Source organism: Sphingomonas sp. Leaf339, assembly GCF_001426195.1.
GTDB lineage: Bacteria > Pseudomonadota > Alphaproteobacteria > Sphingomonadales > Sphingomonadaceae > Sphingomonas.
The window spans coordinates 13,601-36,912 of sequence record NZ_LMRS01000059.1; the positions used below are offsets into that span (position 1 = coordinate 13,601).

Annotated in this window: 22 protein-coding genes; 10 read left to right on the forward strand and 12 right to left on the reverse strand. The window is 62.5% G+C overall.

Annotated features, from left to right (window positions below; translation table 11 throughout):
- Positions 1 to 190: 190 nt before the first annotated feature.
- From ASG67_RS16800 to ASG67_RS16810, 3 genes are read right to left on the reverse strand one after another with little or no spacing between them, the layout of a single operon-like run.
- Positions 191 to 3,454 (reverse strand): error-prone DNA polymerase, encoded by a 3,264-nt coding sequence (locus ASG67_RS16800; protein WP_056532526.1) that lies wholly within the window; start codon positions 3,452 to 3,454, stop codon positions 191 to 193.
- Entirely contained in the window at positions 3,451 to 5,235 is a 1,785-nt protein-coding gene (locus ASG67_RS16805) for a DNA polymerase Y family protein (protein WP_321163549.1), read from the reverse strand. Before ASG67_RS16805 ends, ASG67_RS16800 begins: the two co-directional genes overlap by 4 nt.
- Positions 5,150 to 5,911 (reverse strand): ImuA family protein, encoded by a 762-nt coding sequence (locus ASG67_RS16810; RefSeq protein WP_235535269.1) that lies wholly within the window; start codon positions 5,909 to 5,911, stop codon positions 5,150 to 5,152. The genes ASG67_RS16805 and ASG67_RS16810 overlap by 86 nt, the downstream gene beginning before the upstream one ends.
- 169 nt (positions 5,912 to 6,080) lie before the next feature.
- Between ASG67_RS16810 and ASG67_RS16815 the strand changes: the two genes are divergently transcribed.
- Positions 6,081 to 6,527 (forward strand): hypothetical protein, encoded by a 447-nt coding sequence (locus ASG67_RS16815; protein ID WP_056532531.1) that lies wholly within the window; start codon positions 6,081 to 6,083, stop codon positions 6,525 to 6,527.
- Here the strand turns inward: ASG67_RS16815 and ASG67_RS19285 are convergent.
- Positions 6,524 to 6,700, reverse strand: a complete 177-nt coding sequence (locus ASG67_RS19285) for a hypothetical protein (protein WP_200940826.1) — start codon at positions 6,698 to 6,700, stop codon at positions 6,524 to 6,526. The two genes, ASG67_RS16815 and ASG67_RS19285, sit on opposite strands and share 4 nt — an antisense overlap.
- A gap of 41 nt (positions 6,701 to 6,741) precedes the next feature.
- Between ASG67_RS19285 and ASG67_RS16820 the strand changes: the two genes are divergently transcribed.
- Both ASG67_RS16820 and ASG67_RS16825 read left to right on the forward strand, forming a co-directional pair.
- A complete protein-coding gene (locus ASG67_RS16820; protein ID WP_056532703.1) occupies positions 6,742 to 7,011 on the forward strand; it encodes an HU family DNA-binding protein in 270 nt (89 codons plus the stop codon).
- Between the two features lie 46 nt (positions 7,012 to 7,057).
- Positions 7,058 to 7,684, forward strand: coding sequence for an SOS response-associated peptidase (locus ASG67_RS16825; RefSeq protein ID WP_082543613.1), 627 nt, complete (start codon positions 7,058 to 7,060; stop codon positions 7,682 to 7,684).
- Positions 7,685 to 8,585: 901 nt separating this feature from the next.
- Here ASG67_RS16825 and ASG67_RS19070 read toward each other — a convergent pair.
- Positions 8,586 to 9,119 carry a hypothetical protein gene (locus ASG67_RS19070; protein WP_156460894.1) on the reverse strand — a complete coding sequence of 178 codons (534 nt, stop codon included), beginning with the start codon at positions 9,117 to 9,119 and terminating at the stop codon, positions 8,586 to 8,588.
- A 414-nt stretch (positions 9,120 to 9,533) separates the two neighbouring features.
- On the opposite strand from ASG67_RS19070, the gene ASG67_RS19075 reads away from it, so the two are divergent.
- A complete protein-coding gene (locus ASG67_RS19075) occupies positions 9,534 to 9,680 on the forward strand; it encodes a hypothetical protein (RefSeq protein ID WP_156460895.1) in 147 nt (48 codons plus the stop codon).
- Positions 9,643 to 10,377, forward strand: coding sequence for a reverse transcriptase domain-containing protein (locus ASG67_RS16835; protein ID WP_056532540.1), 735 nt, complete (start codon positions 9,643 to 9,645; stop codon positions 10,375 to 10,377). The genes ASG67_RS19075 and ASG67_RS16835 overlap by 38 nt, the downstream gene beginning before the upstream one ends.
- Before the next feature lie 30 nt (positions 10,378 to 10,407).
- Here the strand turns inward: ASG67_RS16835 and ASG67_RS16840 are convergent, their stop codons facing one another.
- Complete coding sequence (locus ASG67_RS16840) at positions 10,408 to 11,247, reverse strand: restriction endonuclease (RefSeq protein ID WP_235535270.1); 840 nt, start codon at positions 11,245 to 11,247, stop codon at positions 10,408 to 10,410.
- A gap of 469 nt (positions 11,248 to 11,716) precedes the next feature.
- Positions 11,717 to 12,121, reverse strand: coding sequence for a MerR family transcriptional regulator (locus ASG67_RS16845; RefSeq protein ID WP_235513447.1), 405 nt, complete (start codon positions 12,119 to 12,121; stop codon positions 11,717 to 11,719).
- Between the two features lie 69 nt (positions 12,122 to 12,190).
- On the opposite strand from ASG67_RS16845, the gene ASG67_RS16850 reads away from it, so the two are divergent.
- From ASG67_RS16850 to ASG67_RS16870, 5 genes are all read left to right on the forward strand, one after another.
- Positions 12,191 to 12,853 carry a cation transporter gene (locus ASG67_RS16850; RefSeq protein WP_056532546.1) on the forward strand — a complete coding sequence of 221 codons (663 nt, stop codon included), beginning with the start codon at positions 12,191 to 12,193 and terminating at the stop codon, positions 12,851 to 12,853.
- A gap of 420 nt (positions 12,854 to 13,273) precedes the next feature.
- On the forward strand, positions 13,274 to 14,539 hold the full coding sequence (locus ASG67_RS16855; protein ID WP_056532549.1) for a TolC family protein: 1,266 nt from the start codon (positions 13,274 to 13,276) through the stop codon (positions 14,537 to 14,539).
- Between the two features lie 11 nt (positions 14,540 to 14,550).
- The gene (locus ASG67_RS16860) at positions 14,551 to 15,705 is read left to right on the forward strand and encodes an efflux RND transporter periplasmic adaptor subunit (protein ID WP_235535271.1); all 1,155 of its coding nucleotides are present in this window, start codon (positions 14,551 to 14,553) and stop codon (positions 15,703 to 15,705) included.
- Between the two features lie 3 nt (positions 15,706 to 15,708).
- Positions 15,709 to 18,942 carry an efflux RND transporter permease subunit gene (locus tag ASG67_RS16865; protein ID WP_056532555.1) on the forward strand — a complete coding sequence of 1,078 codons (3,234 nt, stop codon included), beginning with the start codon at positions 15,709 to 15,711 and terminating at the stop codon, positions 18,940 to 18,942.
- Positions 18,943 to 18,945: 3 nt separating this feature from the next.
- Positions 18,946 to 19,632: a ZIP family metal transporter gene (locus ASG67_RS16870; RefSeq protein ID WP_056532557.1), complete on the forward strand. Its 687-nt coding sequence runs from the start codon at positions 18,946 to 18,948 to the stop codon at positions 19,630 to 19,632.
- Positions 19,633 to 19,875: 243 nt separating this feature from the next.
- On the opposite strand, the gene ASG67_RS16875 is transcribed toward ASG67_RS16870, so the two are convergent.
- From ASG67_RS16875 to arsC, 5 genes are all read right to left on the reverse strand, one after another.
- Positions 19,876 to 20,064 (reverse strand): hypothetical protein, encoded by a 189-nt coding sequence (locus ASG67_RS16875; protein ID WP_041394287.1) that lies wholly within the window; start codon positions 20,062 to 20,064, stop codon positions 19,876 to 19,878.
- Positions 20,065 to 20,515: 451 nt separating this feature from the next.
- Positions 20,516 to 21,274: an arsenical resistance protein ArsH gene (gene arsH, locus ASG67_RS16885; RefSeq protein WP_056532559.1), complete on the reverse strand. Its 759-nt coding sequence runs from the start codon at positions 21,272 to 21,274 to the stop codon at positions 20,516 to 20,518.
- Complete coding sequence (locus ASG67_RS16890; protein ID WP_056015373.1) at positions 21,274 to 21,597, reverse strand: YnfA family protein; 324 nt, start codon at positions 21,595 to 21,597, stop codon at positions 21,274 to 21,276. The genes arsH and ASG67_RS16890 overlap by 1 nt, the downstream gene beginning before the upstream one ends.
- A complete protein-coding gene (locus ASG67_RS16895) occupies positions 21,594 to 22,880 on the reverse strand; it encodes an arsenic transporter (protein ID WP_056532561.1) in 1,287 nt (428 codons plus the stop codon). The genes ASG67_RS16890 and ASG67_RS16895 overlap by 4 nt, the downstream gene beginning before the upstream one ends.
- Entirely contained in the window at positions 22,880 to 23,308 is a 429-nt protein-coding gene (arsC, locus tag ASG67_RS16900) for an arsenate reductase (glutaredoxin) (RefSeq protein WP_082445131.1), read from the reverse strand. The genes ASG67_RS16895 and arsC overlap by 1 nt, the downstream gene beginning before the upstream one ends.
- Positions 23,309 to 23,312: the final 4 nt, after the last annotated feature.

The window sequence follows — 23,312 nt, forward strand, 5'->3', positions numbered from 1 at the left end:
GTTGACCTGCCGCGTCCCAGAACATCGTTAGCGGCCATTTTTCTGGGCAGTGCGGCAGCAGGCAACGTAGCGCCAAGCGGATCTCCGGCACATCGACACGCCCTTCCGAACAACGTGAGACCCCGCATCGCAAAATATGTACAGAAAGCGCGATCACAACACGCTGATGCCTCGGCAGGTTTGACATGGATCAATGAAAGTCATGCGACTTGAACCGCACGACTTCCTCCGGGTCCATCCCCTCAGCATGTGGCGGCCAGTACTGATTGCGCGCCTCCGGCTGCCATCCCTTGTCGCCGCGATCGGGGGAGCCGGGATGCTGCGCAGCGTCACCGCGTCCGGTCCGGTGCGGGAACGACATGTCCCCGACCCGGTGCAACAGGTCGCCATGATCGATGATCCGGTCGCAGATCACATGGATGATCTCGCCTTCCTTCTGCACTCGCCCCTTCATGCCGACCATCGAGGCGGACATGATCGTACGGCGCTGCGCTTCGAAACGGTCGGGCCAGAGGATGCCATTGGCGATCCCGGTCTCGTCCTCGATGGTGATGAACAGCACGCCCTTGGCGGATCCCGGCTTTTGGCGCACGAGCACAATGCCGGCGACCTCGACATGACGGCCGTCGCGGATGTTGGCGAGATCGGCACATTTGGTGACGCCCCGCCTGGTCAGTTCGTAGCGAACGAAGGTCAGCGGATGGGCGCGGAGCGAGAGCTGCAGCGCGCGGTAATCCTCGATGACCTCGCGGCCATCGGTCAGCGGCCGCAGCGCCACGTCGGGCTCGACCCCCTCGGCGCTGAAGGTCTCCGCTACCCGGTCAGCCGCAGCAAAGAGCGGCAGCGGTGCGTCGCCCAGCCCCCTCACCTTCCATAGCCCCTGCCGGCGATCGATGCTGAAGCTGTGATAGGCGTCGCCGTCTGCCAGCTTCTCAATCGCGGCGCGCGGCACCCCCGACCGCCGCCAGACATCCTCCACGCTCTCGAACGCGGTCAGCTCGCGGGCACCGACAATCCTGGCACCATCGGCGTTCGACAGCCCTCGGATTTGCCGCAGCCCAAGGCGCACCGCCAGGTAGCGCCCGCCGGTCCGCTCCAGCGTACAGTCCCAGCGGCTGGCATTGACGCAGGGCGGCCGGACCTCGACGCCGTGCGCACGAGCATCGCCAACGATCTGGGCGGGCGCGTAAAAGCCCATCGGCTGCGCGTTCATCAGCGCCGCGCAGAATACGTCCGGATGATGATGCTTCATCCAGCTGCTCGCATAGGAGATCTTGGCGAAGGATGCGGCGTGGCTCTCCGGGAAGCCATAGGAGCCAAAGCCTTCGAGCTGGCGGAAGGTGCGCTCGGCAAAGTCACGCGGGTAGCCACGATCGACCATGCCCTCGACCAGCTTATCGCTGAAATGCGACACGCCGCCCGTCACCTTGAACGTCGCCATGGCCCGGCGCAGCTGGTCCGCTTCGGCGGGCGTGAAGCCGGCTCCGACGATCGCGACCTTCATGGCTTGTTCCTGGAACAGGGGCACGCCGAGCGTCTTCTCGAGTACGGCGCGCAGCTCCGGCCGGGGGTATTCCGGCTTCTCCAGCCCTTCGCGCCGGCGCAGATACGGATGGACCATGTCGCCTTGGATCGGGCCCGGCCGCACGATCGCCACCTGGATGACGAGATCATAGAAGCGCCGCGGCTTCATGCGCGGCAGCATCGACATCTGCGCGCGGCTTTCGATCTGGAACGTGCCGAGCGTGTCGGCCTTCGAGATCATGGCATAGACGTCGGGATCGTCGTCCTGCAGGTCGGCGAGGCCGACGCGCAGCCCCTTGTCCGCCTCGAGCATATTGAAGGCGCGGTTCATGCAGCCGAGCATGCCGAGACCCAGCACATCGACCTTCATGAACTTCAGCGCATCGATGTCGTCCTTGTCCCATTCGATGATCTGCCGGTCTTCCATCGCGGCGGGCTCGATCGGGACGAGATCGTCGAGACGGTCATGGGTGAGGACGAAGCCGCCTGGGTGTTGAGACATGTGCCTCGGAACGCCAATCAGCTTGCGCGCAAGGTCCAGCGTCAGGCGTAGTCGCCGATCGCCGATATCGAGGTTCAGCTCCTCGACCTGCTTTTCGCCCACGCCGTCCGCCGACCAGCCCCAGACCAAGCCGGCAAGCGATGATGTTAGATCCTCCGGGAGTCCTAGTGCTTTACCCACGTCGCGCACGGCACCGCGCGCGCGGTAGCGGGTGACGACGGCCGTCAGCGCGGAGTGATTGCGGCCGTAGGTCTCATAGATCCACTGGATGATCTCTTCGCGGCGCTCATGCTCAAAGTCGACGTCGATATCGGGCGGCTCACGACGCTCGCATGAGACAAAGCGCTCGAAGAGCAACTCGTGCTTGATCGGGTCGATCGACGTCACGCCGAGCACGAAACAGACGCAGCTATTGGCGGCCGAACCGCGCCCTTGGCACAGGATCCCTCGCCGGCGCGCTTCACGCACGATCGCGTACACCGTCAGGAAGTAGGGCGCGTAGCCAAGCTCACCGATCAGCCGCATCTCATGGGTAATCTGGTCGGTATAAGCCTGCGGCACGTTGCCATCGAACATCCGGTCGACAGCTTCATCCGCCAAGCGCTGCAGTGCTTCGTGAGCGGTCAGCCCGTCGATGAGCTTCTCGTGCGGGTATTGGTACTGGAGCTCGCCGAGGTCGAACGTGCAGATGCGCGATATGTCGACGCTGGCCTGCAGCGCGTCCGGATAGGCTCGGAAGCGTCGCACCATTTCGTCGGGCGATTTCAGCGCGCGATCGGCGTTGACCTCGCGCCGGTAGCCGAGCTCATCGACGGTGCATTTCTCGCGCACGGCCGTCACCACGTCCTGCAGCAGTCGTGCCTCAGGCGCATGGTAGAGCACGTCGCCGGTGACGACCGCCCGCACGCCAGCACCGCCCGCCTGACGAGCCAACGCATCGATCCGCACTGCATCCCCCGGCCGACGTCGTTGGAATAGCGCCATGTAGCCGCGCCGTCCGTAGATCGCCTTCAGGTCCCTCAGCGCGGCAAGGTTCTCCTCGTCTGCCTCATGGGGTAGCAGGATCGCCACGACGCCTTCGGACCATGGTTCAAGGTCGTGCCAGTGGAGGAGGCATCCGCCCTTCCCTGCCCGCCCCTTCCCCACGGTCAGCAGTCGCGTGATGCGCGACCAGGCGGGGCGGTTGGTGGGATAGAGCAGCAGGCGACGGCCGCAGGATAGATCAACGCGCGTTCCTGCGATCGAGCGGACGCCTGTGGCTTTCTGCGCCTCCCACGCGCGCACGACGCCGGCAACAGTGCCGATGTCGCTGACGCCGATCGCTGGATATCCAAGCAAGGCCGCAGCCGCGAACAGCTCTTCGGGGCTGGACGCGCCGCGGAGCAGTGAGAAGTGCGTCAGCACCTGAAGCTCGACATAGTGGGTCATCCGAAGACCCCGTGCATCCACCACGACAGGTCGCCGGTATCGTCCTCGAACCCGTCACCGCGGCGGAACACCCAGTACCGGCCGCCCGCATCGTCCTCGACCCGGTAATAGTCACGGACCGCCCATATCTCCGCGTCGCGTCGCCACCATTCGCCATGAACGCGCTCGGGGCCGTCGCCGGCGACGACCTTGTAGACCGTTCCCCGCCACTCGAAGCGTCGCGGTGGCTGGTCGGGCATCAGTGCGATAACTCGGTGCAGTGGCTCTGGGCGCGCGAAAAGACGCACCGGACGTTGCCAAGCAGGCCAATCACCCGGCAGGACATTCGGGTCGGAGTGGGCGACGGCCCGCTCCGGCACATGGCTCTCCACCGGGGCGATGCGGAAAATCGATCGCATTCCGATCCGGCCCGCGATCACGTCGACCAGCCGTGCGGGATCGCGCACAAGCGTCTCGCCCGCCAAGACGGCCCCGAGATCTACTGCATCAAGGGGCTCGGTATGCGGTGCTACCATCGTAAATTGCTCGAGGCCCCAGCCCGGGTCGATGCGTTCGATACGGAGCTTCAGCAGCCGCAGCAGGTGCGTAACTTCCCTTGTCGGCCGCGATGTGCCGATCGCGACAACCTGTTCGGTGCCGTCGACGCGCATTCCCGTCAGGCGCAGCGATCGAGCGCCGAGTCCCCTCGCCTGCAGCACCTCGGCAAGGTCCCCCAAGAGATCCGACATGACCTTCTCGATCGCGTCGGCCGTGCTGATCGGTTCGAGCAGCCGGCGTTCGACCGCCGGCACCTCGGGGTCATCTCGCGGCGTGATAGGCTCGGCGAGGCCGCCTAGCGCCTGATCGAGACGCGTGATCGCCGGCAAACCAAGTCTACGTGCCAGCGGACCGCGCGCGACCGGCAGCAGGTCCGCGACACGCTCGAACCCGAATTTGCGCGCGGCCGACAGCGCGGTCGCCGACAGGCGCAGCGCCGCGATCGGCAACGAGCTGATTGCCTCGACCGTGCCGTATGGATCGACGCGCGTCAGCTCCCCTTTCCCGAACCGCGCGAGCGCGTGAGCGGCGCCCGGTGTGTCCGCGACCGCGACGCGAGCGGTGAAGCCTGCCCGCCTGCAGAAGGCCAGGAGACGACGGCAGAAGCGTTCCTCTCCGCCGTGAAGATGATCGCATCCGGCGAGGTCGATCCACAGGCCATCCATCGGCGTCACCGCGGCGATCGGCGACCAGCGCCGGACGGCCAGTAGTGCGAGGCGATCGAGCAGCGCCGCGTCTGCTTCTGGCTCGGCCGGACGGAAATCGAGATCAGACACCAGCGCGCGAGCATGGGTCGCTGCCATGCCGGCATGGATCCCCAACGCCTGCGCGCCTGTGCAGGCGGCGACGACCTCCTCGCGACGACCGATCTTGCCGATAAGCGCAAGCGGGGCGTGATCGACGGTTAGCGCTGCGGCTGGCGCGGTTCGCATAGTTAGCGCAGCCGTCTTGTAGGGGTGGCTCGCCGCCTCCGACCGTCGGCCAAGCTCGCGCATGGGTGGCTGTGCGTGAACAGGTAGCGACGCAATCTGTGCCTCCACCTCTTCACGCGATTGCGCGCTGGTCCGCGCCCAACGGGCGCCAGGACGCCAACCGCCGCCCCGCGGCACCGAACAGGCGCCGGGATCGTCGTCGACCGGTAACTGGAGGGGCGGGCGCTCAGGCGGCCGCGAAGCGGGCCGTTCCAACCGTCTCAGCCGTTCGATGGCCAAGTTCGGCAGGAACAGCGAGACAACCCGTCTCATCGCTGGCCTCCAATATCAGGGAAAAGCCCTCACCTCCGCGCTGTCGCGCGAGTTCGATCGACCACCGCGCTCTTCCTACACCCGCGACATCCAACCGCGCCGAAGGCGCGGAGCCGATCCGCCAGCGCGTCCACGCGGCAGATGGTTCGGCGAATGGATCCTCGTCGCGTTTGCGTCGACGGCGCATCAGCAAGATGGGCATATCGGCTTCAGCCGCCACCAGCTGCAGGCGGCGCGTGGCAACCATAGATACCTTACTCGCGTCCGCGACTATCGCCGACGGCGTGCCGTCGCGCGCAGCGTCCTCGATCACGGCGAGTAGCGTGGCATCGTCGGGTGTGTGCGCGTAGATGACGCTTGCAGCCGTGAGGCCCGCCTGAGCCAGCCCCGGTGCGTAGATATCGGGGCGGCAGCTTGCCCAAAGCACCAGCCCGCCGGCGTTCGCCGCTTCACGCGCCGCAATCCCGGCCAGGAACAGCGTCGTCGCCGCGTCGTCGACCAATGCCCCGGATTGGGCGGTCGCTTCGTGCAGCCCTCCGGCACGTAGCCCCCCTGCCCCGAGCCGATTGTCTAGCTCATCAATGCCGAACGGCAGCACACGATAGTCCGTGACCGGCGTGGCGATCGTCCGGAGATGCGCTATGCTTGGCGCGAAGGAATCGAGGGCGGCGGACATCGTGTTCTAAGACTCTACTCGTTCCCTTTATGTTCCGTTAATGTGGTCAGTTGGTCAAGCGCCGATCGTCTCAGCTCGTCGCTTGCAAACAGAACGCAGGCGATACGAAGCGGCAACAGAGGGTGAAATTCCGCTTTCCAAGACCGGTCGCGTGACTCATAGAAATGCGATGCCGATCCGCGCCGAAAACCGTTGGCTCTACCCGATCGACTGGCAGCAGCTGTCAGGCACGATCCGGTTCGAGCGTGCCGGTAGGCGCTGCGAGCAATGCCGTCGTCCGCACCTTCGGCGGGTCGCACATCTCGGTGACGGACGCTGGTGGGATGCGGAAGCGTCGTGCTGGCGATCAGACCAGGGCAAGCGTGTCTCGATGAAGGCCGGCTTTACGCTTGCGAGCGTGAGGATGACCTATGTCGTGCTGGCATGCGCGCACCTCGATCATGATCCGGGAAACAGCGCGTCTAATAATTTGCGGGCGCTCTGCCAGCGCTGCCACATGATCCACGATGCGGCCGAGCATCGCTGGCAGCGCTGGTGGAATGCGTTCCGGCTGCGGGCGCTACGCGACCTGTACGAGGATCCACGCATCACCCGCCAGCGGGACGCCGCAAGCTAGAGGTCGATGTTCCGGCTCTTCATGGCGTCAGCCGCGAGGTCGGCGATCGGCCCTACCCCGCCGACCGTCTCATAGATCACGGTAACGTCGTGGTCCTCGAGCTTGTCGAGCATTAGCGTAACTGCCCTGGCGTTCGCCTCATCCAGCACGGTCTTGGTGTCGTCGCTCGTCATGGGTAAGGATCCCGATCGTTTTCCTAGGGAGCATGAATAGCATGAACATCACCGAGCTGGCCAAGGGCGTCGCCACGTCGACGGGTTCGAGCGAGGCCGACGCCAAGAAGGCGGTCACGGCGGTTTTCGATCAGATTGCGGACGCGGCAGCGAAGGGCGACGAGGTCTCCATTCCTGGGTTCGGCAAGTTCGCCGTCAAAGATCGGCCGGAGCGCCAAGGTCGCAACCCGGCTACCGGCGAAGCCATGACGATCGCGGCGTCGAAGAAGGTGTCGTTCACCGCCGCCAAGGGCCTGAAGGACAAACTCTGACGGACATGCGCCGGCGATCGTTCGCCGGCGCCAACAGGAGGCGCGGATGTGTAATCGGTATAGGCTGACGGCGAAGCAGGCCGAGGTCGCTGCGACTTTCGGCATCCGCCCGCCTTACGAAGTCGACGAGACGTTTCCGGCCGGCGATATCTTTCCCACGGGAAAGAAGACACCGTTCTACGGAGCCGTCATCGTGCAGGACGGCGACGGTCGTCGGATAGAGAGAATGGAATGGGGGGTGCCGACGCAAGTTCCGAGCAAGCGCGATCCCGCGACGAAGCTGACAAAGTACGTGACCAACGTCCGGAACCTTACCTCAAGCTTCTGGCGGTCGATGCTTACTACGCCAGCGCGCCGGTGCCTCGTGCCGGTGACATCGTTCTCCGAGTACGGGTTGGCTCCCGGTGAGGATGGAAAAAAGCCGTTGCATTGGTTTGACGTGCCAAGCCGTCCAATCTTTGCGTTCGCGGGCATTTGGCGGCCAACGGAGCGGGGCAACGCCTTTGGATTCCTGACCACAGAACCAAACGCGATCGTCGCGCCCATCCACCCCAAAGCGATGCCTGTAATCCTGCATATCGAGGATTATGAGCGATGGCTCACGGAAGACTGGGTTAACCTCCAATCGGTAGTAGCTCCGTTCCCATCTCAGCTGATGACCGTATCTGCCTAGTACGGTTGGTCCCGGTCGAAGGAGCCGCGTCGAATGCGCCTAGTGAAGTATCTCGTGCAGTCGATGCCCGCTTTTCTGGCGTTCGTGATAGCACCATACTTCTTCTTACTCGGCGCGGCGTATGACGATGAACGCTTGCGCCTCCTCGGTTTAGACGATGCTGGCCTATCGGCTTCAGGGTCGAACGCCGTATATCGAGGATTCAATATCTGGGCGAACACGTCACTTGTTTCCCTGATAGAGAGGTTTTTGCCGCTGAGTGCCGTCGCGCTCGCTGGCTACGCCTTGTTACGGTGGCTTTCTTGGTCAAAGTGGGACTCAGCAAGACGCTTCAAAGCGCGCGCTCGACTATACCGCCGTAAAGCGAAGCACAGCTTCCGCTGGCTTGTCATCGACACAGGATTGATCCTGGCACCGGCTCTTGGTGTGATCGTATGGGTCCTTCTGACTAGCAGTTTGCTATGGGGCTTCCGTAACATGGAGCTTGGCACGAGCGCTGCAAAAGGTAACGTCGAGAAGCTTCGGAAAGCAGCTTCAACATGTTCGAAGCCCTATGGCCTAAAGAGCGAACTTTGCTCGACCGTTGTTTTTCCAAACAGAGAGTGCGTAACAGGTGTGGTAGTCGCATCCACTCCTGACCGCGTAGCTATTTTAGAAGGCGCTGAGCCTCCGACGATAAGGGATAACAAAAGTGTTCTTAGATTTATCAAGCTTTCAACTGACAAGAACTCGTATGCTGCCTATTGCACCCCCTCGCCCACGCCGCCGATGATATCAGGGCCAAAGGATCAGCCAAAGCGGAAGCGGCGCCGATCTCAGTCCAGATCTAAGTGCGAGCCACGGTAATGAGAATAGTAAGGGGTGGAGATTTGTCGATTTGATGGTTGGAAGAGCACGCCGGTCATAGAAGCGCAAGCGCCTCAAGAACGTCTCGCTCCACCCCGCGATACAAATACCATCCCTTTGGCTCTTCTGGCACCCACTTAGCTCTACCCTTCACGACCTCAACGCCGCTTCTAAGCACCGGGCTATAATCAGGCCACCAAACTCTGATTCTATCGTCGACGCAGTGGGTTATCCAAATAGGACCCAAGGATGTGGATAGTTCAAACTTTGAGCCCCTCTCGCTATCTAAAACTGCGACAAAGGTTAGAATTTGGCTCTCTCGCCGTCCTCTTTCTGCTTCTGCGTAGGCCTTTCTCGCCTCCTCAGCGCGTTGCTCCCTTTCGTCGTTGCGCCGTAGGGCCTCAAGTCGCCGCTCCTCCTGCTCGTATTCGTGTTCTATCTTTAAGAAAGGCAATTCTTTCTCATAGATACCGACCCGATACGCAGATAGACATACTCCTACCAGGGTAGTTGCCCCGGCCAGACTCGTCCAAACAGTTTGCGATTGGGAAATGGCGTACATGCTGGCCAGAAATGCAGCGATCGCCACGCCAAGCCATCGGTGGCGAGCGTCAAGTTCTGCCGCGAGAACAGTCGGAAGGCCACTCCTCATTGTTCAAGGCTCTCCTTGTCTAGCTCCATCGCAGGAATTTGGCGGCCTTTTCTCACTATCGCAAGATGCCGCACAGTAGGCCAATATCCCTATAGCCAGTGGGTGAGGCTTATGAGCCCGCTAGTCAGCCATCAATACGATGCTATGGCGGGCCCCGTTGCCTATAGCGCGAGCGAGGTATATATCGGCCCTACGTTCGGTGATAGGTCCACAATCCCACCTGTCGGGAATCCCGAAAGTAGCCTTTCAGCTACCCTGGGTTTCCACGTTTTGAGACTATTTGGTCTCTTGGCTGACGACCCCTCTTATGAGGGTTTGTGGTTTGCCGAGCGCGTGATGAGGGAGATGCATATGGCCCAAAAGCCTCGCATCAGTCTTGATCCCGAGAAGGTGGTTCTTATCACTGCGGTCCTCGGACTGCTTGATAAAATCGCTGATATCGTGATCAAGGCTGTCAGCTATGACCGTCGCTATCCGCAACTACTCGTTCAAGTATGATCGTCGGGGGAAGCCGGTCTTTGCCCCGTCCAACGTAGGCCGACGCATTGGCAATGAGGTAAAAGAGGCTGTCGAAGGCGCTTTCGCCTTCAGCCCGCTCTATTTCCATTTCCGCGCTGGCGGGCATGTGGCTGCAATCCACCATCACCGGCCGCACCGGTTCTTCGCCCGCATAGATATCAGTCGCTTCTTTTACAGCATATCCCGACGTCGCGTACAGAGCGCTCTAGATCGGATAGGGGTCGCTAATGCGGCCTTTTACGCAAAGTGGTCGACCGTCACCAATCCGTTCGAGGCGCCGAGATATGCCTTGCCATACGGTTTTGTGCAGTCGCCAATACTTGCGTCCTTAGTGTTGGCCTCGTCTTCCGTGGGAGAGCATCTAAGCAGCCTATCTCCTGATGTCACCGTAAGCGTCTATGTTGACGACATATCCCTTTCTGCGGACAGGCTGGACGCACTGCAAGCGGCATATGACGCGACGCTCGCCGTTCTCGAAAGCGACGGCTTTCTGGTCAGTGCCGATAAGCTCCGCCCACCAGCTGCGGCAATCGACGTTTTTAACTGTGACCTCGCCCAGGGGCTCTCAAAGGTCCAGGACGATCGCATCAACCAGTTTATGGCCGACTTGCCGTCCCACGAGGCGGAGGCGGCCTTCTCTGCTTACTGCGCATCGGTCGAGCTCGGTAACGGCTGACAAATTTGTCAGTGAGCTCGGGTGTTACGATTACGGAAATAGCTGCGAGACCGGGCCAAAGACCTCTCCGGTCTCAGCGGCATGCCGTATTTTTCGCGCGATGACCTGGTCGATGCCGATGTTGCGATCGAGGGCGTCATAGATGTCGCGCCCCTCCATCCCTATCACCCGCTTTGCTCGACCAAATGCATGCAGACCTTCGGCGGTGAACCCCTGGAAGCTTATGAAGACGCCCCGGGCCCATGCTGCCTTTTGGTCGACCTTCCCTTGAAAGGTATGAAGCTCAGCTGCGCCAACCCGCCGGTTGAGCCATTTCGCCTCCACAAGGTACGTTTCGTTGGCCAACTCGAAACTACCGTCGATCTGCTCCCCGATCAGGCGGAACGGCTCACGCGGTGATAGGCTAAAGGCCTCGAACACCTCAGTTAAAAACCGCTCGAAGTCGTAGCCCCTTTTGTGCGGGTCCTGGTCTCGTATCGCCGTGAGCCGATCGCGTAACGTCAGGAAGTCGATGTTGTCGAGCAGCGGCGCCGCCACCACGTTCTGCGGTGCAAATCCGCCGCCCCCCTCTAGCCTTGTGATGAGCGCAGCTATCTGACCTCCGGCGCGCGGCATAGGATCTGGGATATGTGCTCCCCGAAGTGCCTCACGCTGTTCCCAGAAAACCCGGAGGGTCTTTGCGGCCGTAGTATCATCGACCTGCGCGAGGAAGCACCGGAACCGCTTTCCCTTCGAGTCCCCGTCCTTGGCGTACTGCGGGGCGTCGATATCAACGTTCAACTCGCGCGCGAAGAACTCCTTGAACGTCCTATTCGAGAAGTCGAGGACCCAGCCTTTCCCGGAATCCCCTCGGAAGACGTCGTCAATCAAACCTAACTCAATCGATCGCAAGCTGCTCATTCGACTACCTGTCATTCCCCGCAGGAGCGGCCGACACTTCGCCTCTATGAAGTGGATCACAGATCTGCCCCTTGGCACGATATGCAGGCCTAAGCTTCTGATTCCTAGCGCCCTCACTGCCGGTACGTTTTGGGCATACCCCCAGCGCATCCTTCCAGGCCGGTCCTTTTTAGATCAATAGATGATCCATAGAATTCGGGGCTATTTGTTGCCTTGGTCCGGCTGAAGTCCCAGCCAAGGAGGACCATACGGCACCCAATCAAACAACACCGTCGATTTCTCACTGCAGGGGTAAGTATCTAAGTATCAGGGTTTCTGTCTTAGCATCACGATCCTCGGCAGCGGTGTCGCGGGCATCGCAAAACCCTCGACTTATATGGTGATTGCTGGCGACGCCTGGCAAAGGATCCGTCACAGGAAGCCGTTAAGTCCTGTGGGACTACTCAGGAGGCGCAAGGGCTTCGATGATCCGACAGTCGGCGACGGTGTTCCGGCTACAGGAATCTATCAGCGCATCGAGTTCACCAGCCAGTGCGGTGAGATCGGCAATCTTACGCCTGATCGCGTCGCGGTGTTGATTGGCAACGACATCAACAGCGATGCAGGACTGATCTCGTCGATCGGCAAGCCCCATCAACTCGCGTACTTGGTCGATCGAGAAGCCAAGATCGCGGGCACGACGAATGAAGGACAGGCGGCGCAGGTGCGCACCCTCATAGGTCCGATAGTTCCCCGCCGATCGCGCAGGTGCCGGCAGCAAGCCAATCTGCTCATAGTAGCGGATCGTTTCGACCTTCGTGCCAGTCGCACCAGCCAATTTTCCGATTGTCAGTTTCTCAGACACAGCGCTTGACCCTCTAGCGACTAGAGGGTGCATATAGGCTGTCAGATCGATTCTATCGAGGTGGCGAACATGGCCTGCACAAGCTGCGCGTCCGACAAGGCGGGTACTCTCAACGATCCAAAGTGGCGCCGGGCGCTATGGATCGCGCTTGCCGTCAATGCCGGCATGTTCGTTATCGAGATCATAGCCGGCATCACGGGCGGATCGAAGGCGCTCCAAGCCGACGCGCTCGACTTTTTTGGTGACACCGCGAACTACGCAATCAGTCTTGGTGTTGCCGGAATGGCGATAGCCTGGCGCGCACGCGCTGCGATGTTGAAGGGGGCGACGCTTGCTTTGCTAGGCGTCTATGTCCTGTTCGCGGCGGGATGGGGTGCGCTCCACGACGCGACGCCCCATGCCGACATTATGGGTGTGGTCGGCATCGCCGCGCTGATCGCGAACCTTGTCGTCGCGGTCATGCTGTACCGCTTCCGAAGCGGTGACGCGAACATGAGGTCAGTATGGATTTGCTCGCGTAACGACGCGATCGGCAACATCGCCGTCGTGCTAGCCGCAGGCGGGGTGTTCGGCCTCAACAGCGCGTGGCCTGATCTTGCCGTCGCCGCCTTAATGGCTGTGTTGGGAATATCGGGCGGTGTTCAGATCATGCGGCAGGCACGCGCCGAAATGCGTAGCGAGCCGTCACCCGCCCCCGCTACTTACCAGCGGTCGTTACATGGCAGTCGGTAAGCTGCTAAGGCGCGGGCCGATGCACCGCCTTTCCGCCCTGTTCCTCAGTTTCATGCTCGTGCTTATGCTCGGGCTTGGATCAGTCGCGCATGCGACCGAAGGCGTGACGTGCATTGATACCACAGCGGTCAGCTCCCTCGATCATTGCGACGGCGACGCTGACCAAGTGCCGGCAGACGCCGACAAGGCGTATCCTCACCATCATGGCGGTTGCCACGGCCATCATGTCGGCGTGCCGTTCGCGTCCGATTCAACCGGACCAGCCAGCAGCGTTCGTATGAATGCGTCGGTGTGGCGCAATGCGCCCAAGGCCCCGGTAGCGTCGGACCCAGCCCTACGTCCTCCCCAAGCCTGACCAACGCCTAATCTCGCCGGGAAAGCCCGTGCGGATGCTCAAAGGTTCGTCAGGAGTCCGTTCCCATGCACCGTTTTATTGCGGCCTTATTGGCCGTGGCGTCATGCGCGTCGATCGCGCAGGCGCAGTCAGCCGATCCAACATCGACCAGTCCCCCGCTTACCCTTGATCAGGCGCTTTCACTTGCCGGAGCGACCGCCCCTAGCCTTGAGGCTGCCACAGCAGCCGTCCGGGCAGCAGAGGCAGGCCGCACGGTTGCCGGCTACCGCCCTAACCCGTCGATCGTCGCCGAGACCGAGAACATTGCCGGTAGCGGTCAATATCGCGGCCTTCGCAGCGCCGAGACAACAGCAGGATTGGCACTACCGATCGAGCTGGCTGGCAAACGATCGGCACGGATCGCCGTCGCGGATGCGATTGGTAATCGAGCGCGGATAGGCACGGCGTTGGCTGAGGCTGATCTACGGCTTGCCGTCACTCAGCTCTACATCGAGGCGACAGCAGCGGAGCGTCGGCTTGTGATCGCCCGTCAGCAGGCCGGTATCGCCCGCGAGGCTTCGCGTGCAGCCGGCGTCCGCGTTCAGGCGGGGCGAGCATCACCGCTCGAACAGCAGCGAGCCGATGTATTGCGGATCAACGCGGAGACGGCTGTGGAGCGCTCGCAGCGGCTTGCCGAGGTCGCGCGAAGCAATCTTGCCCGACGGATCGGCCAACCCCTCACAGGACCGTTGGACTTGGCGTGGTTCGGCCGTGTCGAGAGCTTTGGTCCAGCGCGGCCGATCGAGACCGCCGGGACGCTGGCATTGGCAGCGACACGCGCGGACGTAAAAACGGCAGAGGCCCAGGTGCGGCTTGCCAGGTCGCAGCGCATTCCCGACGTGACACTCAGCGCCAGCGCACGACGGCTTGAGGCTACGAACGACGTGGCAGCGGTGTTCGGCCTGTCGATCCCGTTTCCGCTGTTCAACAACGGCAAGGCGGCAGTGGCGCAGGCGCGGGCGCAGACCGATTCGGCGCAGGCGCTACGTCGCGCGGCCGAGCTGGATACCGCGCAGGATATCGCAAGCGCACAGGCGAACGTCGCGAATGCCGCGACGACCGCTCGCAACGCCAGCGGGCCGGCATTGGCATCGGCAAGCGAAGCCGCTCGGATTGCCCGGATCGGCTACCGGGAGGGCAAGTTCGGTCAGCTCGATTTGTTGGATGCCGAACGTACCCTGTCCGAAACACGAACCGCCGCGATCGATGCGCTCGCCACCTATCACGACGCCAAGGCACGCCTCGAACGGCTCGTTGCCGCAGCGCCCTCGCCCGAGGAAACCAATCAATGACGAAGACCATCATGCGGGCGCTCGCGCCTATGACCCTGGCTATCCTCCTTGCCGGATGCGGCGGGGGTGGCAGCAGCGAGGCCGGTGAGAAAGCCGGAGCCGAGAAGGCGGAAGGTGCCGAGGCCGGCGAAGCCAAGGAGGGCCCAAAGGATATTGTTACCCTGTCCGCCCAGCAGATCGCGGATGCCGGGATAGAGGTTACGCGTCCTACAGTAGGCGGCGTGGCCGGAGCGATCGAGCTATCGGCAACGATCGAGGGCGATCCTCAGGGTGTGCAGGTTGTGTCCACCTCCGTAGGCGGTCGGCTCGTTTCCCTCACCCGCAATCTCGGGCAGTCAGTCAGCCGGGGCGACCCGCTGGCTATCATCGAAAGCCGGGAAGCGGCATCACTGAAAGCGGAGGTAGAGGCTGCGCGCGCGCGTTCCGCACTCGCCCAATCGAACCTTCGCCGCGAACAGCGCCTGTTCGCCGAACGCGTTTCGCCGGAGCAGGATCTGGTCGCGGCGCGAACGGCCGCAACGGAGGCCAGCATTGCCCTTCGTCTGGCGCAGCAGCAGTTGTCAGCGACGGGCAGCGGAGGCGGCGCGCTCAACCGCATCGCGGTCCGCTCGCCGATCGCCGGCCAAGTGATCGCGCGATCGGCGACCCTCGGGCAGGCAGTCGCGGCCGATGCAGAGCTGTTCCGCGTCGCCAACCTGTCGAAGGTCACTGTCACCACATCACTCGTTCCCACGGATGCTGGTCGGGTGAAACCCGGCGTGCGTGTCGAAGTGACAGCGCCGGGGCGGCGTCAGGAGGGACGCGTCACGTTCGTGTCCCCCATTCTGGACGAGACGACCCGATTGGTGCCGGTGATCGCCACCCTCGACAACGCCGGCAGCACATGGCGCGTCGGTGAGACGGTCAACGTATCGATCCTCGTTCCTGCGACCGGGGACCGCACCGTCGCCGTACCATCGGCCGCAGTACAGATGATCGAGGACAAGTCGTTTGTGTTCGTCCGCACCGCGACAGGTTTCCGGGCAATTCCGGTGACGCTTGGCCGCACCAATGGCGGGCAAGTCACCGTAACGGCAGGCCTTACCGGCTCGGAGCGCATCGCTTCCACCAACAGCTTCACGCTTAAAGCCGAACTCGGCAAGGGTGCGGGCGGGGATGAGGACTGAGCCATGATCGGTCGCATCGTCACCCTCTCCGTCGAGAAGCGCTGGCTCGTCCTGCTTCTCACTATCGCGGCTGCATTGCTCGGGATTGGCGCGCTGCGTCAGCTTCCGATCGACGCCGTACCCGACATCACCAACAACCAGGTGCAGATCAACGTCGTTGCTCCTGCCCTCTCCCCCGATCAGATCGAGAAGCAGGTTGCGTTCACGGTCGAAACCGCGCTCGCGGGCATTCCCGGGCTTGAATATACCCGCTCGCTAAGCCGCAATGGCTTTGCCCAGATCACAGCGGTTTTCGGTGAAAAGACCGATATCTACTTTGCGCGGGCGCAGGTCGCGGAACGCCTGCGAACCGCAGAGGAAGACCTTCCCGAAGGTGTGAACCCTGAGATGGGGCCGATCGCCACGGGCCTTGGCGATATCTTCATGTGGACCGTCGAATACCGCGAGCTGGATCAGGTCCATCATCGCAACGGGGAGCCTGGCCTGCAACGCGATGCCAGCTATATCACCCCCGAGGGGGATCACCTCGTCAGCGACGCCGACAAGGCGACATATCTGCGCACCGTGCAGGATTGGATCGTCACGCCGCAGCTCAAAAGCACGGCCGGGCTTGCTGGCGTCGACTCTCTTGGTGGCTACACCAAGGAATATCTCGTTATTCCGGACATACAGCGCATGGCGGCAATGCGGCTAACGCTGCAGGATCTCACCACCGCCCTACAGCGCAGCAATACCAGCGCGGGCGCTGGCGTGGTCAACCGCAACGGCGAAGGGTTGGCGGTTCGATCTGATGGGCGTGTCCGCAACGCCGACGAGCTGGCCCGTACCGTCGTTGCCACCCGCGAGAGCGTTCCAATACTGCTCAACCAGATCGCGACCGTTCGCACCGGGCAGGCGCTACGCATGGGATCGGCATCGGAAAACGGTCATGAGGTTGTCGTCGGGACCGCAGTCATGCGGATCGGGGAGAATAGCCGCACGGTGTCGACGGGCGTTGCCGAACGGCTGACGCAGATCGGCCGCTCGTTGCCGGTCGATGTTGTCGTGAAGCCGGTTATGAACCGGACCGAGCTGGTGAACTCCACGATCGCCACGGTTGCCCGCAACCTTGCCGAGGGTGCGGTGCTAGTGATCGTCGTTCTGTTTGCGCTGCTTGGCAATTTCCGCGCGGCGCTGATCGCAGCCTGCGTCATTCCGATCACGATGCTGCTGACCAGCATTGGCATGTTGGAGGTGGGCGTTTCCGCCAATCTGATGAGCCTTGGTGCGCTCGACTTTGGTCTGATCGTGGATGGCGCGGTCATTATCGTGGAGAACGCATTACGGCGTTTGGGCGAGGCGCAGCATGGTCGCGATGACGTGCTGACGATCGAGCAACGTCTCGGGATTGTCGCGGCGTCGGCGCGAGAGATGATCCGCCCATCGGTGTACGGGCAGGCTATCATCATCCTGGTCTATGCGCCGTTGCTCACCTTCACGGGTGTCGAAGGCAAGATGTTTGAGCCGATGGCGCTCACGGTCATTATTGCGTTGGTGTTCGCCTTTATCCTGTCGCTGACCTTCATACCGGCAGCGATTGCGATCTGGCTCAGCAAGCGGGTTGAGGAAAAGGAAAGCCGCGTCGTCACGTTCCTCCGGCAGCGCTATGAGCCGGGACTCGATGCGGCAATGCGCCGGCCCACCCTCACCATCGGCGTCGCGATCGGCGCGCTGGCGCTTGCCGGTGCCGCTTTTACGACATTGGGGCAGGAGTTCTTGCCGCAGCTCGATGAGGGCAACATCCTCGTGCAGGCGGTCCGCATCCCAGGCACATCGGTCGATCAGAGCCAGGCGATGCAATTCCAGGTGGAAAAGGCCCTCGCCAAGGCCCCTGAGGTCCGCTTCGCCTTCTCTCGCACCGGTACGTCGGAAATCGCATCAGACCCGATGCCGCCTAACGCGACCGACACCTTCGTCATCCTGAAGCCTAAGAAGGAGTGGCCCGACCCCGGCCTGTCCAAAGAAGAGCTGGTGGCGCGGCTGGAAAAGCGCCTCTCCACTCTGCCCGGCAACGCCTATGAAATCACCCAGCCGATCCAGATGCGGTTCAACGAGCTGATTGCAGGCGTGCGCGGCGATATAGCGATCAAGGTATTCGGCGACGACTTTGGCGAGATGAACGCGACCGCGGATCGGATCGCCGGCATTCTGCGAAAGACGCGGGGTGCAGCAGACGTGCGGGTTGAGCAAACCGAAGGCTTGCCGATGCTCGATATCCGGCCGAACCGCACTGCCATGTCCCGCGTCGGGGTGACGGCGGGTGACGTGCAGGACACGGTTGCCGCAGCCATTGGCGGCCGACAGGCTGGCGTGATTTTTGAAGGCGATCGTCGCTTCCCGGTTGTGATCCGGATGGCGGAAAGCTCGCGCTCCGATCTGACGGCGGTTGCTCAGGTGCCGGTGCCGACTGGCAGTGGCGGCTTCGTACCGCTATCGACTGTGGCGGATATCGCCGTGGTCGATGGTCCGAACCAGATCAGCCGCGAGAACGGCAAGCGGCGCGTCGTGGTGCAGGCCAACGTGCGCGATCGGGATGTGGCCGGCGTTGTGGCTGATGCCCGGTCAGCCATCGACGCGCAGGTGAAATTGCCAGCCGGCACGTACCTCGAATGGGGTGGTCAGTTCGAGAACCTGGCATCCGCCCGTGATCGGCTCAGCGTTGTGGTGCCAATCTGCTTCGTGGTCATCATGTTCCTGCTCTACGGCGCGCTTGGCTCCGTCAGGGATGCGTTGATCGTGTTTACCGGCGTTCCGCTGGCGCTGGTCGGAGGCATCCTTGCGCTGGTGCTAAGAGGCATGCCGTTCTCTATTTCCGCGGCAGTCGGCTTCATCGCGCTATCAGGGGTCGCGGTCCTCAACGGGCTGGTCATGGTGTCGTCCATCCATGATCTGATGCGGCAAGGCATGGATCGTGCGGTAGCGGCGCATCAAGGCGCTCTGGCGCGGCTCCGGCCGGTTGCGATGACGGCACTCGTTGCGTCGCTTGGCTTCGTGCCGATGGCACTTGGTCATGGTGCTGGAGCAGAGGTGCAAAAGCCGCTGGCGACCGTCGTCATTGGTGGCCTGATATCCGCAACCTTGCTCACCTTGTTCGTGCTTCCGACGCTCTACGCTCGCTTCGGACGGCGCGAGCTGCCAGCCCCGTCAGGGGGACACATCGAACTGCCGCCTTTGGCTCATGACAGCGTGAGGGCCTAAGCTATGCAGGCCGTTGCCTTCACGCTCATTCCCGTCGTTGCCGTACTGATCGGCTCGCTATTCGCGGTATCGAGACGGCCAAGCGATGCCTTCGTAAGCGCCATGCAGCACTTGGCGGCAGGAGTCGTGTTCGCCGCAGCGGCTGCCGAGATCCTGCCGCAGGTGATGCACGAAGGCTCGCCGATCGCGACATTCACAGGCGGCGCGCTAGGCATCCTCGTGATGCTGTCGCTCAAAGCCCTTGAGGGTCGCGCCAGTGGACCGATCGCGATGCTCGGGGCCGTTGCAGTCGATATCCTGATCGACGGGCTTGTTCTCGGGCTGGCGTTCGTCGCTGGCGGGAAGGCCGGCGTGTTGCTGACGATCGCGTTGACGCTGGAGGTGCTGTTTCTCGGACTGACCGTGACGACCGAGTTGGGTGAGACGATCAAGTCCAAGACACGTATCATCGGGATTACGATGGGGATCGCCTTGTTGCTGCCGATCGGTGCGGCGATAGCGACTCCCGTTGCGACGTTTCCGCCCGTCGTCATCGCCGGGTTTCTCAGTTTCGGTCTAATGGCGCTGCTCTACCTCGTGACGGAGGAGCTATTGGTCGAGGCGCACGAGAAGCCTGACACCCCGCTTATCAGCGCGATGTTCTTCATCGGGTTTCTGGGATTGCTCCTGATTGAGGAGGTATTGGGCTGACCGCTCGACGTGGAACGTCCTGGACCGATGATGATGACGCCGAGCTTCGTCGGCGTATCGAGGCCAGGCAGACGCTGGCGGTAATTGCGCGCGAGATGGGACGAACGATGGATGCGGTTCGGGGGAGAGCCTCAACCTTGCGGGTAACTCTTCGCTCGTCGCAGCGACCGTGGCGGGACGGCGTGCCGCGCCGAATAGACGTAGACTAGAAAATAGGGGCGGTTGCCCGCCCCTATCCATCCTTTAGCCGTGCTTCATGCCGCCCTTGGCATGATCGCAGCAGTCAGCAGCCTTGGCTTTTGCGCCATCCTTGCAGCAGTCCGCACCGTCCTTGCAGCACGCCATGTCGGCGCAGCAATTGGCGACAGCGGCGAATGCGCCAGTCGACAGGGTGAGGGCGAAAGCAGCGCTGATGAGCTTGAACTTGGTCATGATATTCTCCGAAATTTACGTGTGATGGTGTTCAATTTCACACGGTTTGCGGAGGGGGTGTGGCCGGAGCGTATGCCATGCCTAAAAGGCCCGTCTGTGGAGCCGGCCATGGCGATAGACGGGAGGACGGAACCAGCTCGATATGTTCGACGGTTTCGCCGGCAACTGCAACGCACGGTATGGCGCAGGCCGACGCAGGCGCCTTTTTGACGGGAGCGCCTGCTGATTTGCTGGCGCAGTCCATCATCGCGGACGCAGCCGGAGGCGCGGCCATCGCCATCGTCTCGCAGAGCGGACCAAGCCGGACCAGTAACATCACTGCCAGGACGAAAAACGCCATGGAATGCAATATCTTGGAGAGTGGGCGAGCCCGGCGTTTCATTGCATGCATCTAGAAGCACACTTCGTGATGCACAATGTCGCAGGAGCGGTTTGCCACACTAAGCGGACTTTACTCGCCTTTCCGATACGTTGGTGAGGTTGCGATGCTCGAAAGGTCCGTGGCGCTATCAATCGGCACGCCTGCCTCCTTTCGTTCGGAATAGCGATCGACCAGTTGTGCGGTGTGCGGGCGTAGCAGGATCGTGAAGCGTACCAATTCCTCCATCACGTCCACGATCCGATCATAGTAGGCCGAAGGCTTCATTCGATCGCTTTCGTCGAACTCGGCAAACGCCTTCGCGACGCTGGATTGGTTGGGGATCGTCACCATCCGCATCCAACGGCCAAGGACGCGCAGCGTGTTCACGCTGTTGAACGACTGCGATCCGGCCGACACCTGCATGACGGCGAGCGTGCGGCCCTGCGTTGGGCGCATCCCCCCCATCGACAGCGGCAGGTGATCGACTTGCAGCTTCATGATCCCGGTAATCTGGCCGTGCCGCTCGGGGCTGCACCACACATGCCCTTCCGACCACATCGACAGTTCGCGCAGTTCGTGGACGGCCGGGTGATCGTCCCCCGTCACTTGGTCGGGTAGCGGCAGGGTCGAAGGATCGAAGATCCGCGTTTCGCAGCCGAAGAATTGCAGCAGGCGAGCAGCTTCTTCCACACACAGTCGCGAGAACGACCGCTCCCGCAGGGAGCCGTAGAGCAGCAAGATGCGCGGAGGCGGATCACCAGCGCCCAGCCCAAGGGCAGGACGATCGAGCGCATAGCGCCGATCGAGCGCGGGCAGATTATCAGGATCGGAAAGAATACGGAGCGGCATCAGGCGGTCCTTGGGCCAAGCAGAATGATGCAGGTGCCGATCAGGCACAGTGCGGCTCCGCCCGCGTCCCAGCGATCGGGCCTCACCCCTTCGACAGCCCACAGCCAGACCAGCGATGCGCAGATATAGACGCCGCCATAGGCAGCATAGGCCCTCCCCGCTGCATCGCTATCCACACGTGTCAGCAGCCAGGCGAACAGCATTAGCGAGACCACGCCCGGAGCCAGCCACAGGGGCGATTTGTCCAGCCGCAACCATGCCCAAAAGGCAAAGCAGCCCGCGATTTCCGCAAGCGACGCGGCAAGGTAGACGAGTGCCGTCATACCATGCTGATCCTGATCGCGAGTGCCGCGAGCGTTACCAGCAGCACCGGGATCGTCAGTGTCGCGCCAACCTTGAAGTAATAGCCCCAGCCGATCCGGATGCCCTTTTGCCCGAGGACATGCAGCCAGAGCAGCGTCGCGAGTGAGCCGATCGGCGTGATCTTCGGACCGAGGTCGCAGCCGATCACGTTGGCGTAGATCATCGCTTCCTTGATCGCGCCTGTGGCGTGCGTCGCGTCGATCGACAGCCCCCCCACCAGAACGGTCGGCATGTTGTTCATCACTGATGACAGCAGCGCGGCAATGATCCCGGTCCCGAACGCCGCACCCCACACGCCGCCTTGCGCGGTGCGATCGAGCAGGCTGGCAAGGTGGTCAGTCAGTCCAGCATTCCGCAGGCCGTAAACGACCAGGTACATGCCGAGCGAGAAGATCACGACCTGCCACGGAGCGCCGGCCAGCACCTTGCGGGTCTGGATAACGTGTCCGCGCGCGGCGATGACGAGCAGGAGGACCGCACCGGTAGCGGCCACGGCGCTGACCGGCACGCCGATCGGTTCGAGCAGGAAGAAGCCGGCGAGCAGCAGGGCGAGAACGACCCAGCCCGCCTTGAACGTGGCAGGATCGCGGATCGCGTCAGCGGGCGCGCGGAGCTGAGCCACATCATAGCTGCCCGGTATGTCGCGCCGGAAGAACAGCAACAGCGCGACCAACGTCGCGGCGATCGACGCCAGATCGACCGGCACCATTACCGAGGCATAATCGGCAAAGCCGATCCGGAAGAAGTCGGCCGACACGATGTTGACGAGGTTGGAAACGATCAGCGGCAGGCTGGCGGTATCGGCAATGAACCCCGCCGCCATGACGAACGCCAGCGTCGCCTTGTCCTTGTATCCCAAGGCGCGCAGCATCGCGATGACGATCGGCGTCAGGATCAGGGCCGCGCCATCGTTGGCGAACAGTGCCGACACCGCCGCGCCGAGCAGCACGATCAGCACGAACAGCCGGCGACCATGCCCCCCGCCCCAGCGCGCGACATGGAGCGCCGCCCATTCGAAGAACCCGGCTTCATCGAGCAACAGGCTGACGATGATGATCGCGACGAACGTCGCGGTCGCATTCCAGACGATGCCCCACACCACCGGCACATCGGAGAGCGAGACGACGCCGACGAGCAGCGCAACGGTTGCACCGCCCAGCGCGCTCCACCCGATGCCGAGGCCCTTGGGTTGCCAGATGACGAGCGCAATCGTGACGACGAAGATAGCAAGCGCGAGCAGCATCAGGCGATGCGCTGACCCGAGGCGTCCACGACCTTTTCGCCGTCTTCCTTGGCAAACGCCCCCTGTTGCGGCTCGGGCAGCAGATCAAGGACCGCTTCGGACGGTCGGCACAGCTTCACGCCGACCGGAGAGACAACCAGCGGCCGGTTGATGAGGACCGGATGCGCCATCATAGCGTCCACCAGCACGTCGTCGGACAGCGACGTGTCGCCCAAGCCTAGCTCCGCATAGGGCGTGCCTTTCTCACGCAGCAGATCGCGGGGCGTGATCCCGGCGCGATCGATCAGCTCGACCAGCAGCGCGCGCGAGGGCGGCGTCTTCAGATATTCGACTATATGCGGCTCGATGCCGGCATTCCGGATCATCGCCAGCGTGTTGCGCGACGTGCCGCACTCGGGGTTGAGATAGATCACGATATCGACGGCCACGGGG

Coding starts and splice junctions, on each gene's coding strand:
- ASG67_RS16805 (WP_321163549.1), bottom strand. CDS start 5,235: ATGAGACGGGTTGTCTCGCTGTTCCTGCCGAACTTGGCCATCGAACGG.
- ASG67_RS16865 (WP_056532555.1), top strand. CDS start 15,709: ATGATCGGTCGCATCGTCACCCTCTCCGTCGAGAAGCGCTGGCTCGTC.
- ASG67_RS16820 (WP_056532703.1), top strand. CDS start 6,742: ATGAACATCACCGAGCTGGCCAAGGGCGTCGCCACGTCGACGGGTTCG.
- ASG67_RS16835 (WP_056532540.1), top strand. CDS start 9,643: ATGACCGTCGCTATCCGCAACTACTCGTTCAAGTATGATCGTCGGGGG.
- ASG67_RS16855 (WP_056532549.1), top strand. CDS start 13,274: ATGCACCGTTTTATTGCGGCCTTATTGGCCGTGGCGTCATGCGCGTCG.
- ASG67_RS16870 (WP_056532557.1), top strand. CDS start 18,946: ATGCAGGCCGTTGCCTTCACGCTCATTCCCGTCGTTGCCGTACTGATC.
- arsH (WP_056532559.1), bottom strand. CDS start 21,274: ATGCCGCTCCGTATTCTTTCCGATCCTGATAATCTGCCCGCGCTCGAT.
- ASG67_RS16875 (WP_041394287.1), bottom strand. CDS start 20,064: ATGACCAAGTTCAAGCTCATCAGCGCTGCTTTCGCCCTCACCCTGTCG.
- ASG67_RS16850 (WP_056532546.1), top strand. CDS start 12,191: ATGGCCTGCACAAGCTGCGCGTCCGACAAGGCGGGTACTCTCAACGAT.
- ASG67_RS16825 (WP_082543613.1), top strand. CDS start 7,058: ATGTGTAATCGGTATAGGCTGACGGCGAAGCAGGCCGAGGTCGCTGCG.
- ASG67_RS16800 (WP_056532526.1), bottom strand. CDS start 3,454: ATGACCCACTATGTCGAGCTTCAGGTGCTGACGCACTTCTCACTGCTC.
- ASG67_RS19075 (WP_156460895.1), top strand. CDS start 9,534: ATGGCCCAAAAGCCTCGCATCAGTCTTGATCCCGAGAAGGTGGTTCTT.
- ASG67_RS16895 (WP_056532561.1), bottom strand. CDS start 22,880: ATGCTGCTCGCGCTTGCTATCTTCGTCGTCACGATTGCGCTCGTCATC.
- ASG67_RS19285 (WP_200940826.1), bottom strand. CDS start 6,700: ATGACGAGCGACGACACCAAGACCGTGCTGGATGAGGCGAACGCCAGG.
- ASG67_RS16815 (WP_056532531.1), top strand. CDS start 6,081: ATGCCGATCCGCGCCGAAAACCGTTGGCTCTACCCGATCGACTGGCAG.
- ASG67_RS16860 (WP_235535271.1), top strand. CDS start 14,551: ATGCGGGCGCTCGCGCCTATGACCCTGGCTATCCTCCTTGCCGGATGC.
- ASG67_RS16810 (WP_235535269.1), bottom strand. CDS start 5,911: ATGTCCGCCGCCCTCGATTCCTTCGCGCCAAGCATAGCGCATCTCCGG.
- ASG67_RS16890 (WP_056015373.1), bottom strand. CDS start 21,597: ATGACGGCACTCGTCTACCTTGCCGCGTCGCTTGCGGAAATCGCGGGC.